This window comes from Streptomyces sp. CAI-85, from assembly GCF_013363615.1.
Taxonomy (GTDB): Bacteria; Actinomycetota; Actinomycetes; order Streptomycetales; family Streptomycetaceae; genus Streptomyces; species Streptomyces antibioticus_B.
This window is the reverse complement of the sequence record NZ_JAANNX010000058.1, coordinates 1-14,973: the sequence shown is the minus strand read 5'-3', so window position 1 is coordinate 14,973 and position 14,973 is coordinate 1. Positions and strand designations below refer to the sequence as shown.

The following is a 14,973-nucleotide window of genomic DNA, read 5'->3' as shown; positions in this document are numbered from 1 at the left end:
CTCCGCCCGCAGTACGCGGGGAGCGGTCAGTCCACCCTCGGGCGTACCAGCCCGGACTCGTACGCGATCACCACGAGCTGGGCCCTGTCCCGCGCGCCCAGCTTGGCCATGGCCCGGTTGACGTGCGTCTTCACCGTCAGCGGGCTGACCTCCAGACGCTCGGCGATCTCGTCGTTGGAGTGGCCGCCGGCGACCTGGACGAGGACCTCGCGCTCCCGGACGGTCAGCGCGTCGAGGCGCTCGGCGCGGGCCGGGTCGCGATGGTCGCCGAGCGCGTCGCCCTGGGCGAGGAAACGGGCGATCAGCCCCTTGGTGGCGGCCGGGGAGAGCAGCGCCTCACCGCCGGCGGCGATCCGGATGGCGTTCAGCAGCTCCTCGGGTTCGCTGCCCTTGCCGAGGAACCCGGAGGCGCCCGCGCGCAGCGACTGCACCACGTAGTCGTCGACCTCGAAGGTCGTCAGGATGACCACCCGCACCTGGGCCAGCTCCGGGTCGGCGCTGATCAGCCGGGTCGCGGCGAGCCCGTCCGTGCCGGGCATCCGGATGTCCATCAGGACGACGTCGGGGCGCTCCCGCCCGGCCAGCCGGACCGCCTCCGCGCCGTCGGACGCCTCGCCGACCACCTCCATGTCGGGCTCGGAGTCGACGAGCACCCGGAACGCGCTGCGCAGCAGGGCCTGGTCGTCGGCGAGCAGGACACGGATGGTCATACGGGGTCCTTCGCGTCGGCGGTGCGGGGTGTGACGGGCAGGATCGCATGGACGCGGAAGCCGCCTCCGTAGCGGGGCCCGGTGGTGAGGGTGCCGCGCAGCGCGGTGACGCGTTCGCGCATGCCGAGCAGACCGTGGCCGCCGCCCTGCTGCGGCCCCGCTCCCCGGGGGCCGTCGTCGGTGCCGTCGTCCAGGACGGTGACCTCCAGGCTCGGTCCGACGCGGACGACGCTGACCTCGGCCCTGGCCGCCGGGCCCGCGTGTTTCTGCACGTTGGTGAGGGCCTCCTGGATGACCCGGTAGGCAGCCAGGTCGACGGCGGCGGGGAGTGTGGTGCCGTCGTCGGAGCGGGCGACCTCGACCTGGAGTCCGGCGCTGCGGAACGTGCCGGCGAGTTCGTCCAGGCGGTCGAGGCCCGGCGCCGGTTCGGTGGGGGCCTCGGGGTCGCCGGACTGGCGCAGCAGACCGACGGTGGCCCGCAGTTCGTTCAGGGCGGAGCGGCTGGCCTCGCGGACGTGGGCGAGGGCCTCCTTGGCCTGGTCGGGCCGTCGGTCCATGACATGGGCGGCGACCCCGGCCTGCACATTGACCAGGGCGATGTGGTGGGCGACGACGTCGTGCAGGTCCCGGGCGATGCGCAGCCGCTCCTCGGCGACCCGGCGGCGGGCCTCCTCCTCCCGGGTGCGCTCGGCGCGCTCGGCCCGCTCCCGGATGGCCTGCACGACCGCGCGCCGGCTGCGCACGGCGTCCCCGGCGGTGGCGCCGATGCCGGTCCAGGCGAGGATCCCGAGGTTCTCCTGGGCGTACCAGGGCAGAGGGCCGGCGAGCATGGCGGCGCCGGTGAGGACGGTCATGGTGAGCAGTCCGGCCCGCCAGGTGGTGGGGCGGTCGGTGGTGGCGGCGACGGTGAAGAGGGCGACGACGGCGGACATCGCGACGGGGGCGCGGGGGTCGCCGGTGACGGACTCGACGACGGAGACGGTGCCGGTGACGGCGAGGACCGCCATGGGGGCGCGGCGCCGGAAGACGAGGGCGGCCGCGCCGAGGGTCATCAGCAGCAGGCTGAGGGGGTCGGGCGTGCGGATGCGCCAGCTCACGCTGTGGCCGCTGTGCGGGTCCACGAAGGAGCCGGCGAGCATGCACAGCAGGACGCCCGCGGCGAGCGCGGCGTCCGCCGCGAGGGGGTGCGCCGTGAGCTGGCGCTGGGCTCGGGCGAGGGGGGTCACTGGGGAGCTACCGTCGCTTTCCGTGCCGGGTCCGGGGGCGCGCCCCCGGCACCTCGCCGCGGCCCCTTAAGGGACCACCCGGGGGAACCCCCTGGAGCCCCCCGGGGATCCCCCGGAAGCCGCCCGGGGATCCCCCCGGAGTCACCCGGGAATCAGTCCGGAGTCATCCGGGGATCAGTCCGTCGTCGCTGAGCATCTCGCGGACCTCCGCGAGGCTCGCGTCCGGGGCCGGGAGGATCAGCTCCGACGGCTCCAGGGCGTCGTCCGGCAGGGGGTCGCCGAGACGGCGGATCGCGTCGAGGAGAGCGCCGAGCGTGCGGTGGAAGCCCGCGTCGTCGCCGCTCTCCATCTCCTGAAGCAGGTCGTCGTCCAGCGTGTTCAGCTCGGCGAAGTGGGAGTCGGCCAGCTTCCACTGGCCCTCCCCCATGATCCGCACGATCATGATCGGCCTCCTCGGCTCCGTGCCCCGGCGCCGGACGGCGGCTCCTGCCTGCCGCCTACTGCTTGTCGAAGCGCGGGGTGTCCTGCGGCTGCTGCTGGGGCTGCGCCTGGGGTGTGCCGCCTTCGATGGCCTGCTGCCCCGCGGAGGGGCCGCCGGCCAGCTCGGCCTTCATCCGCTGAAGCTCCAGCTCTACATCCGTACCACCGGAGAGGCGGTCCAGCTCGGCCTGGAGGTCGTCCTTGGCGATGCCCGTCGGGTCGTCGAGCGCGCCGGAGGCGAGCAGTTCGTCGAGGGCGCCGGCGCGGGCCTGGAGCTGGGCGGTCTTGTCCTCGGCGCGCTGGATGGCCAGGCCGACGTCACCCATCTCCTCGGAGATGCCGGAGAACGCCTCGCCGATGCGGGTCTGCGCCTGGGCGGCCGTGTAGGTGGCCTTGATGGTCTCCTTCTTCGTACGGAAGGCGTCGACCTTGGCCTGGAGGCGCTGGGCCGCGAGGGTGAGCTTCTCCTCCTCGCCCTGGAGCGTGGCGTGCTGGGTCTCCAGGTCGGTGACCTGCTGCTGGAGCGCGGCACGGCGGGAGAGCGCCTCGCGGGCGAGGTCCTCACGGCCGAGCGCGAGGGCCTTGCGGCCCTGGTCCTCCAGCTTGGCGGACTGCGACTGGAGCTGGTTGAGCTGGAGCTCCAGCCGCTTGCGGGAGGTGGCCACATCGGCGACACCCCGGCGGACCTTCTGGAGCAGTTCGAGCTGCTTCTGGTACGAGTAGTCGAGGGTCTCGCGCGGGTCCTCGGCCCGGTCAAGGGCCTTGTTCGCCTTCGCGCGGAAGATCATCCCCATACGCTTCATGACACCGCTCATGGGCTTCGCGCGCCCCCTTCTGACGGACAGCTCCACAGGTCTGCGACAGGACCAAGAGTACGGGCCCTGCATCCATTGACGCACTGTTCGGGGACGGATGTGCTCATCCCCAAGGACGACTGACCACGGCTTTGCTCCGGCGCAAGGAGTAGGTGACCTTCAGGGGTGAGCGCCGGGAACCACCGGGTCCGTCCCCACTACAGACGAATGGTGTTGCCGGATCGTTCCCCACGGGACTGGGGTCCATGCCCGGGGAGCGCTTACCCTTGGGTTTTGTGTTCCGTAGCCGTGCCAAGGAAGAGAAGGCCCCCGCCGACAAGGCCGTGGTGACCGACTCCAGTCAGCCCCGTCATCCGCAGGCCCCCAAGGGCCGGCCCACGCCCAAGCGGAGTGAGGCCCAATCGCAGCGTCGCAGCGTGGCCAACACGCCCATGACGCGCAAGGAGGCCGCCAAGCGCCAGCGTGACGAGCGCCGTGCCCAGATGGACCGCCAGCGCCAGGCCCTCGCGGGCGGCGACGAGCGCTATCTGCCGGTCCGCGACAAGGGTCCCGTGCGCAAGTTCGCCCGTGACTACATCGACTCGCGGTTCAACGTGGCGGAGTTCTTCCTGCCGATGGCCGTGGTCATCCTGGTGCTCAGCATGATCCGGGTGGGCACGCTCCAGAGCATCGCGCTGCTGCTGTGGCTGGTCGTGATCGTGCTCATCGTGCTCGACTCGATCCTCACGGGCTTCCGGCTGCGCAAGAAGCTCACCGAGCGCTTCCCCGACGACAACCGGCGGGGCGCCGTGGCCTACGCGCTGATGCGCTCCCTCCAGATGCGTCGGCTCCGGCTGCCCAAGCCGCAGGTCAAGCGCGGAGAGCGACCCTGAGCGCTGCGGCTTTCTCCGGGGGAGCGGCCGCGGCCTGGCTGGACAAGCTGGGCGGGCTGCGTGACGTCGTACGACAGGAGCTGGTGGCCCGGCAGCTCGACGAGCAGATAGCCGCGCGCTACCCGGTCGGGCAGCGGCTGCGGGTGCTCGACGTCGGGATGGGCCAGGGCACGCAGGCGCTGCGGCTGGCCCGGCTCGGTCATCAGGTGACCGGCCTGGAGCGGGACGCCACGATGATCGCGGCGGCGCGGGACGCCCTCGCGGGCGAGCCCGAGGGCATCCGGGAGCGGATGCGGATCATCGAGGGCGACGGCCGGGACACCGGAGTGCACTTCCTGCCCGGCGGTTTCGACGTGGTGCTGTGCCACGGCGTGCTGATGTACGTGGCGGAGCCGGACGCCCTGCTGGCGGGGCTCGCGCGGATGCTGGCGCCCGGCGGGCTGCTGTCGCTGCTGGTGCGCAACGCCGACGCGCTGGCCCTGCGGCCCGGTCTGGACGGCGACTGGGCGGGCGCGCTCGCCGCCTTCGACTCGGTGGCGTACCGCAACCGTCTGGGCCTGGACGTCCGAGCCGACCGGCTGACCACGCTGACCGACGCGCTGGCCGGGATCGGGGCGCCGCTCCAGTGCTGGTACGGCGTCCGCGTCTTCACCGACACCGCTCCGGACGGCGCGGAGATCCCGCAGGACGTGGACACGCTCCTGGCCGTGGAGGAACGCGCGGGGCGCACGGATCCGTACCGGAGCGTGGCGGCGCTGCTGCATCTGTGCGGGGTGCGGGGCTAGCGTTCGCGAGGGCGGGAGCCACGGGCCCCCGCCCTGTGCCCGCGCGGCCTGGGCCCGCGGTTACGAATCGGTGGCGTGCAGGCTCATCGGCCCGTAGATCTCGGTGGCGTCCTCGAAGAGCCGCACCTGGTCGGCGCCGCCCTCCAGGAGTTCCTTCCACTGCTCCCCGATCCAGGACTCGGCGTCCCCCTGGGTGGTGAACTCCTCGGGCTGCACCGCGGGCGGGACCTCCGTCCCGTCGGCCTTCTCGAACCGCCACGTCCATGCCGCCATGTACGCCTCCCTGATGTGAACACGTGCAGAGCAGAAGCCGGATCTTGGTCCGGCTTCTGCTGTGCAGCCTAGTCGGATGCGCAAGACCAGGTCAGACAGGCGAAAATCTGTCCGTGGAAGTCACTCTGCTCGGTACCGGCGCCCCCGCGGGACTGCCCCGCCCCGACTGCTCCTGCGCGGTGTGCGCGCTGTCCCTCGCCGCACACGCGCGTGCGGCGACCGCGTTGCTCGTGGACGGGGCGCTGCTGCTCGACCTCACCCCGGGCGCCGCCTTCGCGGCGGCCCGCGCGGGCCGTTCGCTGGGCGGGGTGGGGCAGGTGCTGCTGTCGCATCCGCACGACGGTCCCGCCGTGGAGGTGCCGGCGGGGCTGCCGCAGCCCGGCCGGGTGCCGGACGGGCGGGAGCTGGCGCTGCTGACGGGGCACCGGGTGCGGGCGGTGGCGATGGACGCGCCGGGCACGGGGTACGCGGTGACCGGCCCGGACGGACAGCGTCTGCTGTATCTGCCGCCGGGCGGCGCGCCGGCCGGTCTCGAGGAGGGCTCGGCCGAGCGCTACGACCTGGTCCTCGCGGACGTCGTGGGCCGTCCGGACGCGCTGGCCAAGCTGCGGGCGGTGGGTGCCGTCACGCCCGCCACGGACGTGGTCGCCGTCCATCTGGACCATGACGTGCCGCCGGGCGCGGAGCTGCGGCGGCGGCTGGCCGCGGCGGGGGCCAGGGCGGTGCCGGACGGGACGACGCTGGTGGTGGGCGGCTACGAGGACACGCCGGACGTGTCCGAGGTGCCGCGGCGGACGCTGGTGCTGGGCGGGGCCCGGTCGGGCAAGTCGGTGGAGGCCGAACGGCGGCTGGAGTCCTTCCCCGACGTGCTGTACGTGGCCACCGGCGGGACGCGGGGCGGGGACACCGAGTGGTCGGCGCGCGTCGCCACGCACCGGGAGCGCCGGCCCGGGTCCTGGCGGACGGCGGAGACCTGCGACCTCGTCCCCCTGCTCGCCGAGGAGGGGGCCCCGCTGCTGATCGACTGCCTGTCGCTGTGGCTGACGGACGCGATGGACGCCGTGGGGGCCTGGGACGACGCGGTCTGGGCCGACGGCGGCGAGCGCGCGCTGCGGTCCCGGGTGGCGGACCTGGTGGCGGCGGTGCGCGGCACCCGGCGGACGGTCGTCCTGGTCTCCAACGAGGTCGGCTCGGGCATCGTCCCGGCCACCGCCTCCGGCCGCCGCTACCGGGACGAACTGGGCCGGGTGAACGCGGCGGTGGCCGGCCAGTGCGAGCAGGTGGTGCTGGTGGTCGCGGGGCAGGCGGTGGTGCTGCGGGGGTGAGGGACGCGCGCCCGGGGAGGCCGGGGGCGGTCAGGGGGCCTTGCGGGCGATGACGCGGTAGGCGTTGGAGAAGCGGGTGCGGCGCAGCAGGGGCGACAGGGTGTGGTCCAGGGCGGCGGCCGCCGCGCCGGCCGGGCGGGTCAGGGCGCGCAGCGGGGAGTGGGTGAGCCACAGGGAGACGGCCGTGGCGAGGTCGCCGGGGGTGTGCGGGGCTCGGCGGTCCGTGGCGACGACGACGCAGCCGCGGGCCTCCAGTTCGGTGCGGAGGTTGGCCGGCGGGATGAGGTGGAGGTGGCGGGGCTGGTCGTAGGGGTGCCACCACTTGCCGAGGACGGCGGCGGACGCGCTGGTGGGGTCGGGGAGTTCGAGCAGGAGATGGCCGCCGGGGCGCAGGGCGGTGAGGGCGGCGGCGAGTTCCTCCTTGGGGTCCCGGGTGTGTTCGAGGTGGTGGAGCATGCTGACGACGTCGTAGCGGCCGCGCAGCCGGGCGAGGACCTCGGGGGCGGTCAGCCGGCCGACGTGGGCCTCGTCCAGGCGTCCCGCCGCGCGGGCCCGCTCCACGCGGGGGGTGGGGTCGAGGCCGTCGAACGCGGTGTAGGTGAACAGTTCCTTGGCCGCGAGGGGGAAGGACGCGTCGCCGGTGCCGACGTCCAGCCAGCTCTCCGGTTCCGGGAAGGGCAGCATCACCCGGGCCGTCGCGCGCAGTCGCCGTCGGCTGGGTCTCCGGTCGCCGTCGGCCTCGTAGAGCGTGAGGCCCTCGGGGGTGAGGCGCGGGTTCTGGAAGGCGTGGGCGCAGTCCTGGCACTCGTCGACCACGAAGGTGCCGGGGCGGCGGTGGCGCAGGTCGGGGGAGCGCAGCCGGGTGCGCAGGCGTCGGGAGCCGCACCAGGGACAGTCGTCGCGGCGCGGGTCGTGGATGGGCCTGGGCCGGGCGGACGGCATGGGCGGCTCCGGGAAGGGCGGACGGGGGGGGATGGCAGGGGCGAGAGGGGACAGCGGGTGCGGGTGGCGACATTCGGCAGCAAAGCGGAACGTATGGGATACGGATCTTGGGTGCAATGACGTCGCCGGGGTGTGGTCACCCTGTGGCGCCGTCACGTTCGATCGGGGCCGGTACTGTTCGGCGAATGAGCTCGCTTAATCTCGACGACTTCACCGATCTGATCGAGCGCCCGGACGGCGGAGTGCGCCGCGACGCGGAGGCGCGCCGGGAACGTCGGATCGTGCCGCCCGGAGCGCTCGGACGCCTGGACGAGCTGGGTGAATGGCTGGCGGCGGCGCAGGGCGCGGTGCCGGTGCGTCCCGTCGTACGGCCGCGGGTGGTGCTGTTCGCGGGTGACCACGGCATCGCCGGGCTGGGCGTGTCGGCGCGGCCCGCGGGCAGCGCCGGGGAGCTGGTGCGGGAGATCGTCGAGGGCGGCCGTCCGGTGGGGGTGCTCGCCCGGCGGCTGGACGTGCCGGTGCGGGTCGTGGACATGGCGCTGGACTGCGAACCGGACGTGTTCCCGCAGGATGTGACGCGCCATCGGGTGCGGCGCGGCAGCGGCCGGATCGACATCGAGGACGCGCTGACGCCCGAAGAGGCGGAGGCGGCGTTCCTCGCGGGCGTCGCGATCGCCGACGAGGAGGCCGACTCCGGTACGGATCTGGTGGTGCTCGGCGATGTGAGCGTCGGCGGGACCACCGTCGCCGGGGTGCTGGTGGCCGCGCTGTGCGGGACCGACGCGTCGGTGGTGACCGGGCGGGGCGGCGAGGCCATCGACGACCTGGCGTGGATGCGCAAGTGCGCGGCGATCCGGGACGCGTTGCGGCGGGCGCGGCCGGTGCTCGGGGAGCAGCTCCGGCTGCTGGCCGCCGTGGGCGGCGCCGACTTCGCCGCGATGACGGGTTTTCTGCTCCAGTGCGCGGTACGGAAGGTGCCGGTCGTCCTGGACGGTGTGGTGGCGGCCGCCTGCGCGCTCGTCGGGCAGCGGATCGCGTTCCGGGCGCCGGACTGGTGGCTGGCGGCGCACAAGAGCGGGGAGCCTGGGCAGGCGAAGGCGCTGGACCGGATGGCGCTGGAGCCCCTGCTCGACCAGGGTGTGCGGGTCGGCGAGGGCGCGGGCGCGCTGCTGGCCCTGCCCCTGGTGCAGGCCGCGGCGGCGCTGGCCGCGGAGCTGGGCGAACGGCCGGAGGAGAAGCCGGAGCCGGAAACGGCGGTCGGGGAACCGGAGACAGAGTGACCGAGGCTTCTTGACGGGCTGCGGCTCGACGGGTCGTCGCGCCTAGCGGGATGGCGGGCGAAAACGGGACATATCATCCCCCTTCATGGGACATTCCCGGGTCGCCGCCTCCGTCGCCGTCTGGTATCTGCGCGCCGTCGCGTTCGTCAACTTCCTCAGCGCGGTGTGGGTTTCGCTGGGGCAGGACGTGCGGCGGCACAACCAGGCGGATCTGTTCACGCCGTATCTGCTGACGGCGGGATTCGCCTCCGGGGTCTTCACCGCGTTCCTCGCCGTCACCATGCGGCGGCGCAAGCGGGCCGCCTGGATCCTCAACCTCGCGCTGAGCGGGGCGTTTCTGGCGCTGCTGGCGTTCGCCATGGCGTTCCCGGAGATCCGGCGGCAGCCGCAGAACTGGGTCTCGCTCGGGCTGACCGCCGTCTTCGTGGCCGCGCTGCTCGCCGGACGGCGGGAGTTCTACGCCCGGGGCGACCGTTCCAACCCGCGGCTCGCCGCGGCCGTCGGCGCCGGCGGGCTGCTCGGCGCCTCGCTGCTCGCCGCGCTGCTGGTGACGGTCACCGACCGCTCGGGCGCCCCCGCCACCTTCCCCACCTTCCTCGACCGCTGGCGCTACGGCACCCTCCGGCTCGTCTCCGTCGCCGCCGAGGACCACCCCGTCGCCGGGATCGCGCCGCCCACCTGGGTCGACGTCACCGTCAACGTGCTGAGCACGGCCCTGGTCCTCGCCGTCCTGTACGCCGCGTTCCGCTCCCGGCGGGCCGTCGACCCGCTCACCGACGACGACGAGAAACGGCTGCGGGACCTGCTCGACCGGCACGGCGAGCGCGACTCGCTCGGCTACTTCGCGCTGCGCCGGGAGAAGAGCGTGTGCTGGTCGCCGACCGGGAAGGCGGCCGTCGCCTACCGGGTCGTCGGCGGGGTCTCGCTGGCGTCCGGGGACCCGCTCGGCGATCCGGAGGCGTGGCCCGGGGCGATCGTGCCGTGGCTCGCCGAGGCTCGCGCGCACGGCTGGATCCCGGCGGTGATGGGCGCGAGCGAGGAGGCCGGGACGGTGTACGCCCGGCACGGCCTGGACGCCCTGGAACTCGGCGACGAGGCGATCGTCGACGTCGCCGGGTTCACCCTGGAGGGGCGCGCCATGCGGACCGTGCGCCAGGCCCACAACCGGGTGCGGCGGGCCGGGTACACCGTGCGGGTGCGGCGGCACGAGGACATCCCGGCCGACGAGACGGCCGCCCTGGTGCGGCGGGCCGACGACTGGCGGGACGGGGCCGTCGAACGCGGCTTCAGCATGGCCCTGGGGCGGCTCGGGGACGCCCGGGACGGCCGCTGCGTGATGGTCGAGTGCGCGGACGGCGACGGCCGTCTGCGGGCGCTGCTCTCCTTCGTGCCCTGGGGGCCTTCGGGGCTGTCGCTGGACCTGATGCGGCGCGACCGGGACTCCGACAACGGGCTGATCGAGTTCATGGTGATCGAGGTGCTGCGGCGGGCCGGGGAGATCGGGATCACGCACGTCTCGCTGAACTTCGCGATGTTCCGGTCGGTCTTCGAACGGGGCGCCCGCCTCGGCGCCGGACCGGTGCTGCGGCTGTGGCGGTCGCTGCTCGGCTTCTTCTCCCGCTGGTGGCAGATCGAGTCGCTGTACCGGGCCAACGCCAAGTACCGGCCGGTCTGGGAGCCGCGGTTCCTGCTCTTCGAGAAGAGCGCGGACCTGCCCCGGATCGGCGTCGCGTCCGCCCGGGCCGAAGGGTTCCTGGACGGGCCTGCGCTGCCGAAGTGGCCGTACCGGCAGGGGAAGCGGCCGTACCGCGAGCCCCTGCCGACCCGACGACGTGAGCATGTGGAGACCCGAGCATGAGACACCGCCCCGCCCGCTGGGCCCGCGCCGAGTGGGGGCCGCTGTACGAGGCCGTGCGCGGGCCCCTGGTGCGGCGGCGGTGGCGGGCGGTGCCGATGACGCTCGCGGCGGTGTGTCTGACGGCGGTCATACAGATCGTGCAGAACCGGCCCTGGGGCTACCGGCCGGTCCAGGACCTGGGCGCCGTACGCGCCGAGGACCCTCTCTGGCTCGCCCTTCTGCGCACCCCGCTGTCGCTGTTCGTGCCCGCGCTCGACCTGCCGGTCTGGGGTGCGCTGGCGCAGATCCTGCTGGTGTTCGGGATCGCGGAGATCTGTCTGGGCCGGTGGCGCACGCTCGCCGTCGCGTACGTCGCGACCCTCGCGGGCACGCTGTACGCGCGCGTGGGCATCCATCTCGGTGTGCTGCCGGCCTCCGACGCCCAGGTGGTCGACACCGGTCCGTCGGCGGCGGTGGTGGGCCTGGCGGTGTTCGTGTCGCTGCGGCACCACGCGTACGTGACGGCGTCGGCGGTGGTCCTCGCGATGATCGTCGAGGTCGTGGTCAAGCCCAACCTGGCGGGCAAGGAGCATCTGGCGGCGCTCGCGGCGGTGCTGGCGCTGTGCGCGGGCGAGCGGCTGCTACGGCGTCGGCGGGGGCCGTGGCGGTGTCGGTGGCGCCGGGGGCGTCAGCGGGGGCCGGCGGACGCGGTGAGTTCCTCGTCCGTCTTGCCGCCCAGCCAGTCCCCCACGATCCGGCGGGGCCGCAGCCAGCGGCGTTCGTGCCGGTAGGCCCGCAGGATCGCCCGCGCGCGGGCCTTCGGGCGGCGCCGGTAGAAGCGCCGGGCCCAGGGCGAGCCGGGCCGCGCCACCCGCATCAGCCCGATCAGACCGAGGAGCGGCACGAAGACGCTGAAGACCGCCGTCCAGAACTTGCCCTTGGTCAGCACGGCGATCGAGAACAGGAAGTTGACGACGATCGTCGAGATCACGGTGCCGCGGTCCTGGAGTTCGTCGTCGCTCAGGTCGTCCACGCCGAACGGCGAGGCGCCCACCAGGAGCAGCCCCACCAGGGCCGCGGTGAGCACCACGGCCTCCACGCTCTTGCGGCCCTCCTCCGACCAGTAGACGTCGTCCAGGTGCAGGATCAGCGCGAACTCGTCCAGGACCAGGCCGGTGCCGATGCCGAAGACGACCGCGAAGACCGCCGCGCCGACGGGCCGCTGACCGCTCCCGACCGCGCCGAAGCCGCCGGTGACCGTCAGCACGACGCCGGGGACCACGTGGTGGATGTGCAGCCCGCCGGTGCTGATGTTCCCGAAGGGGCCCTTGCCGGCCCGGATGAGGCGGGTGATGACCCGGGTGATCAGGAAGGTGAGCACGAACGCGGTCAGGGCGAGGAGCAGCGGGAGTTTGCCCGGTTCGACGATGTTGCGCTGAAGCCACTGGCCCATGGGCCCAGTCTCCCGGCGGACGGGACGGGCCGCCCGTCCGTGACGGCGTCCGGGCTACTCTGCGCGCGTGTCCAAGATCCTGCCGCTGGACGGCCTTCGATTCGCCTTCGGCACGCTCACCGTGCTGCCCGTTCGGGTGACGCGCTGGGACCGGGCGGCGGCCCGGGGCGGGATGACGGCGGCGCCGCTCGTGGGGGTGGTCGTGGGTGCCGTCGCGGCCGGGCTCGGTCTGCTGCTGCTGTTCCTGGGCGCGGGGCCGCTGACGGCCGCGGTGGGCTCCGCCGCGGTACCGGCCGTCCTCACCCGCGGTCTGCATCTGGACGGGCTCGCGGACACCGCGGACGGGCTGGGCAGCGGCCGGCCCGCGGAGGACGCGCTGCGGATCATGAAGCAGTCCGACATCGGCCCGTTCGGCGTGCTCACCCTCGTGTTCGTGCTGCTGGCCCAGGTGGCGACGCTGGCGCAGCTCTACGACGACTCCTGGACGCGGGGCGCGGTCGCGGCGCTCGTCTCGGCGGTCGCGGCCCGGCTGGCCCTCACCCTGGCCGCCCGCAAGGGGGTCCCGCCGGCCCGCCCCGAGGGTCTGGGCGCGGCAGTGGCCGGCGTGGTCCCGCTGCCGGCCGCGCTCACGGTGACGGCGGTCTGCGTCCTGGCCTCGGCCGCACTGGGCGCCCTCTCCTCCCCGGCCGACGCCCTGCGCACGGCCGTGGCACTCCTCCTCGCGACCGCCACCGCCCAACTCCTCCTCCGCCACTGCATCCACCGCTTCGGCGGCATCACCGGCGACGTCTTCGGCGCCCTGGCCGAAACGGCGGCGACGACGGTCCTGGTGGTGTCGGTACTGGGCCCAACCTGACCACTGCCGGGCCTCCTGACCGGTGGTCGGGGCCCGGGAATCGGGGCGAGGTGGGGCTGTGTGGATGAGTGGGCGGAGCGGCACGCGTAGGCTCGTTGCGGGTTGGGACCGCCGGTTCGCCGCGCCGGTGGGGCCGACCCCGGTGACGACCGCTTTCGGGGCCCGGATCTAGGGTCGGCTCTCGGGCCCGGTCGACCCACCACATTCCGGCCACTGCAACTCCACATCGGAAGCGAGATTTCACCACCGTGACTGCTCTCACTCTCAGCACCGCCGCGGCGCCCGGCCTGCGGGCCGACGCGATCGTGATCGGTGTCGCCAAGGGTCCGAAGGGCCCGGTCGTCGCCCCGGGCGCCGAGGCCGTCGACCAGGCGTACGACGGCCGGCTGGCCGGCGTCCTGGAAACCCTCGGGGCCTCCGGCGCCGAGGGCGAGGTGACGAAGCTGCCCGCCCCGGCCGGCTTCAAGGCACCGCTCGTGCTGGCGGTGGGGCTCGGCGCGGAGCCCGAGAAGGACGCCTCCTTCGACGCCGAGGCCCTGCGCCGCGCGGCCGGTGTCGCCGCGCGCACCCTCACCGGCTCCAAGAAGGCCGCCTTCGCCCTGCCCCTGACGGACGCCGGTGACCTCGGCGCCGTCGCCGAGGGCGTGGTGCTCGGCGCCTACTCCTTCGACGCCTACAAGGAGAGCGCCAAGGACGCCAAGGCGCGCAACGGCAAGGCCCCCCTCGCCGAGGCCGCCCTGCTCGGCGGGAAGCCGCGCGACGCCGCCCACAAGGCCGCGCTCGCCCGCGCCGTCGCCGTCGGCGAGGAGCTGAACCGCGCCCGCGACCTGATCAACATGCCGCCGAACGACCTCGACCCGGCCGCCTTCGCCGCGCTCGCGCAGACCGCGGCCAAGGAGCACGGCATCAAGGTGCAGGTGCTCGACGAGAAGGCGCTCGCCAAGGGCGGCTACGGCGGCATCCTGGGCGTCGGCTCCGGCTCCGCGTCCACCCCGCGTCTGGTGAAGCTGTCGTACACCTCGGGCAAGGCGGACAAGCACCTCGCCTTCGTCGGCAAGGGCATCACCTACGACTCGGGCGGCATCTCGCTCAAGCCGGCCGGCCACAACGAGACGATGAAGTGCGACATGAGCGGCGCGGCGGCGGTCTTCGCCGCCGTCGTCGCCGCCGCACGGCTGGGTCTCGACGTCAACGTCACGGGCTGGCTCGCCCTCGCCGAGAACATGCCGTCCGGCTCCGCCACCCGCCCGGGTGATGTGCTGCGCATGTACAGCGGCAAGACGGTGGAGGTGCTCAACACCGACGCCGAGGGCCGGCTGGTGCTGGCCGACGCCCTGTGGGCCGCCTCGCAGGAGAAGCCGGACGCGATCGTCGACGTGGCGACCCTGACCGGCGCGATGATGCTGGCGCTGGGCAGCCGGACGTTCGGTGTCATGGCCAACGACGAGGCGTTCCGCACGGCGGTCTTCGAGGCCGCCGAGGAGGTCGGCGAGCCGGCCTGGCCGATGCCGCTGCCGGAGCACCTGCGCAAGGGCATGGACTCCGGCGTCGCCGACATCGCCAACATGGGTGAGCGGATGGGCGGCGGCCTGGTGGCCGGGCTGTTCCTGCGCGAGTTCGTGGGCGAGGGCATCACCTGGGCGCACCTCGACATCGCGGGTCCCGCGTTCAACGAGGGCGGCCCCTTCGGATACACGCCGAAGGGCGGCACGGGGACCGCGGTGCGGACGCTGGTGCGGCTCGCGGAGCTGACCGCCGCGGGTGAGCTGGGCTAGTTCGCACGTCTGGCGCGGGGACTGTGCGCCTGATCACTCGGTTCCGTCCGCCGCGCGGCGGGTGCGGGCCGGATGTGGCTTGTCGCGCAGTTCCCCGCGCCCCTAGGGGCGCGATACGTGGGGCGTCTCACACAGGTGCCCCGCGTCTCGTCTAGGTGCCCCGTGTCTCGTCGGCCTCCGACAAGTGCGAGGATGGGGCTCGGCAGGACAGGGCCCCCACCACAGGGCCGAAGAAAGAGCGGCCGGACACCAGCCGCCGGCGGTCAGCGACGACCGGCGCACGGCGCACATGCATGGAGGACGTGACGTGGCGAACGACGCCAGCACCGTTTTCGACCTAGTGA

At 73.9% G+C, this 14,973-nt stretch carries 15 protein-coding genes; 8 read left to right on the top strand and 7 right to left on the bottom strand.

Features of this window, described 5'->3' with window-relative positions; all coding sequences use genetic code 11:
* Positions 1–26: 26 nt before the first annotated feature.
* From G6W55_RS31495 to G6W55_RS31480, 4 genes are all read right to left on the bottom strand, one after another.
* Positions 27–710, bottom strand: a complete 684-nt coding sequence (locus G6W55_RS31495; protein ID WP_030794541.1) for a response regulator transcription factor — start codon at positions 708–710, stop codon at positions 27–29.
* Positions 707–1,936, bottom strand: coding sequence for a histidine kinase (locus G6W55_RS31490; RefSeq protein WP_175524125.1), 1,230 nt, complete (start codon positions 1,934–1,936; stop codon positions 707–709). Before G6W55_RS31490 ends, G6W55_RS31495 begins: the two co-directional genes overlap by 4 nt.
* Before the next feature lie 163 nt (positions 1,937–2,099).
* Complete coding sequence (locus G6W55_RS31485; RefSeq protein WP_175524124.1) at positions 2,100–2,378, bottom strand: hypothetical protein; 279 nt, start codon at positions 2,376–2,378, stop codon at positions 2,100–2,102.
* Positions 2,379–2,433: 55 nt separating this feature from the next.
* On the bottom strand, positions 2,434–3,210 hold the full coding sequence (locus G6W55_RS31480) for a PspA/IM30 family protein (protein WP_244369175.1): 777 nt from the start codon (positions 3,208–3,210) through the stop codon (positions 2,434–2,436).
* A gap of 266 nt (positions 3,211–3,476) precedes the next feature.
* Between G6W55_RS31480 and G6W55_RS31475 the strand changes: the two genes are divergently transcribed.
* Both G6W55_RS31475 and G6W55_RS31470 read left to right on the top strand, forming a co-directional pair.
* Entirely contained in the window at positions 3,477–4,103 is a 627-nt protein-coding gene (locus tag G6W55_RS31475) for a DUF3043 domain-containing protein (protein ID WP_175524122.1), read from the top strand.
* A gap of 83 nt (positions 4,104–4,186) precedes the next feature.
* Positions 4,187–4,888, top strand: a complete 702-nt coding sequence (locus G6W55_RS31470; protein WP_175524121.1) for a methyltransferase domain-containing protein — start codon at positions 4,187–4,189, stop codon at positions 4,886–4,888.
* Between the two features lie 60 nt (positions 4,889–4,948).
* Here G6W55_RS31470 and G6W55_RS31465 read toward each other — a convergent pair whose 3' ends face one another.
* Positions 4,949–5,161 (bottom strand): hypothetical protein, encoded by a 213-nt coding sequence (locus G6W55_RS31465; protein ID WP_030794525.1) that lies wholly within the window; start codon positions 5,159–5,161, stop codon positions 4,949–4,951.
* A gap of 113 nt (positions 5,162–5,274) precedes the next feature.
* Here G6W55_RS31465 and G6W55_RS31460 point away from each other — a divergent pair, with 113 nt between their 5' ends.
* A complete protein-coding gene (locus tag G6W55_RS31460) occupies positions 5,275–6,486 on the top strand; it encodes a bifunctional adenosylcobinamide kinase/adenosylcobinamide-phosphate guanylyltransferase (protein WP_175524120.1) in 1,212 nt (403 codons plus the stop codon).
* 30 nt (positions 6,487–6,516) lie between these two features.
* Here the strand turns inward: G6W55_RS31460 and G6W55_RS31455 are convergent, their stop codons facing one another.
* Positions 6,517–7,428 carry a class I SAM-dependent methyltransferase gene (locus G6W55_RS31455; RefSeq protein ID WP_175524119.1) on the bottom strand — a complete coding sequence of 304 codons (912 nt, stop codon included), beginning with the start codon at positions 7,426–7,428 and terminating at the stop codon, positions 6,517–6,519.
* A 185-nt stretch (positions 7,429–7,613) separates the two neighbouring features.
* Between G6W55_RS31455 and cobT the strand changes: the two genes are divergently transcribed.
* The 3 genes from cobT to G6W55_RS31440 all read left to right on the top strand — a co-directional run bounded on the left by cobT (position 7,614) and on the right by G6W55_RS31440 (position 11,336).
* On the top strand, positions 7,614–8,708 hold the full coding sequence (gene cobT, locus G6W55_RS31450; RefSeq protein WP_175524118.1) for a nicotinate-nucleotide--dimethylbenzimidazole phosphoribosyltransferase: 1,095 nt from the start codon (positions 7,614–7,616) through the stop codon (positions 8,706–8,708).
* An 85-nt stretch (positions 8,709–8,793) separates the two neighbouring features.
* Positions 8,794–10,566, top strand: a complete 1,773-nt coding sequence (locus G6W55_RS31445; RefSeq protein ID WP_175524117.1) for a phosphatidylglycerol lysyltransferase domain-containing protein — start codon at positions 8,794–8,796, stop codon at positions 10,564–10,566.
* On the top strand, positions 10,563–11,336 hold the full coding sequence (locus G6W55_RS31440; protein ID WP_175524116.1) for a hypothetical protein: 774 nt from the start codon (positions 10,563–10,565) through the stop codon (positions 11,334–11,336). Before G6W55_RS31445 ends, G6W55_RS31440 begins: the two co-directional genes overlap by 4 nt.
* On the opposite strand, the gene G6W55_RS31435 is transcribed toward G6W55_RS31440, so the two are convergent.
* Complete coding sequence (locus tag G6W55_RS31435) at positions 11,234–11,998, bottom strand: hypothetical protein (protein ID WP_175524115.1); 765 nt, start codon at positions 11,996–11,998, stop codon at positions 11,234–11,236. The genes G6W55_RS31440 and G6W55_RS31435 overlap by 103 nt on opposite strands.
* Positions 11,999–12,065: 67 nt before the next feature.
* On the opposite strand from G6W55_RS31435, the gene G6W55_RS31430 reads away from it, so the two are divergent.
* Positions 12,066–12,854, top strand: coding sequence for an adenosylcobinamide-GDP ribazoletransferase (locus G6W55_RS31430; RefSeq protein ID WP_175524114.1), 789 nt, complete (start codon positions 12,066–12,068; stop codon positions 12,852–12,854).
* Between the two features lie 248 nt (positions 12,855–13,102).
* Positions 13,103–14,629 (top strand): leucyl aminopeptidase, encoded by a 1,527-nt coding sequence (locus tag G6W55_RS31425; protein ID WP_175524113.1) that lies wholly within the window; start codon positions 13,103–13,105, stop codon positions 14,627–14,629.
* The last annotated feature ends 344 nt before the right edge of the window (positions 14,630–14,973 follow it).

Coding starts and splice junctions, on each gene's coding strand:
- G6W55_RS31435 (WP_175524115.1), bottom strand. CDS start 11,998: ATGGGCCAGTGGCTTCAGCGCAACATCGTCGAACCGGGCAAACTCCCG.
- cobT (WP_175524118.1), top strand. CDS start 7,614: ATGAGCTCGCTTAATCTCGACGACTTCACCGATCTGATCGAGCGCCCG.
- G6W55_RS31445 (WP_175524117.1), top strand. CDS start 8,794: ATGGGACATTCCCGGGTCGCCGCCTCCGTCGCCGTCTGGTATCTGCGC.
- G6W55_RS31440 (WP_175524116.1), top strand. CDS start 10,563: ATGAGACACCGCCCCGCCCGCTGGGCCCGCGCCGAGTGGGGGCCGCTG.
- G6W55_RS31465 (WP_030794525.1), bottom strand. CDS start 5,161: ATGGCGGCATGGACGTGGCGGTTCGAGAAGGCCGACGGGACGGAGGTC.
- G6W55_RS31455 (WP_175524119.1), bottom strand. CDS start 7,428: ATGCCGTCCGCCCGGCCCAGGCCCATCCACGACCCGCGCCGCGACGAC.
- G6W55_RS31475 (WP_175524122.1), top strand. CDS start 3,477: ATGCCCGGGGAGCGCTTACCCTTGGGTTTTGTGTTCCGTAGCCGTGCC.
- G6W55_RS31480 (WP_244369175.1), bottom strand. CDS start 3,210: ATGGGGATGATCTTCCGCGCGAAGGCGAACAAGGCCCTTGACCGGGCC.
- G6W55_RS31495 (WP_030794541.1), bottom strand. CDS start 710: ATGACCATCCGTGTCCTGCTCGCCGACGACCAGGCCCTGCTGCGCAGC.
- G6W55_RS31485 (WP_175524124.1), bottom strand. CDS start 2,378: ATGATCGTGCGGATCATGGGGGAGGGCCAGTGGAAGCTGGCCGACTCC.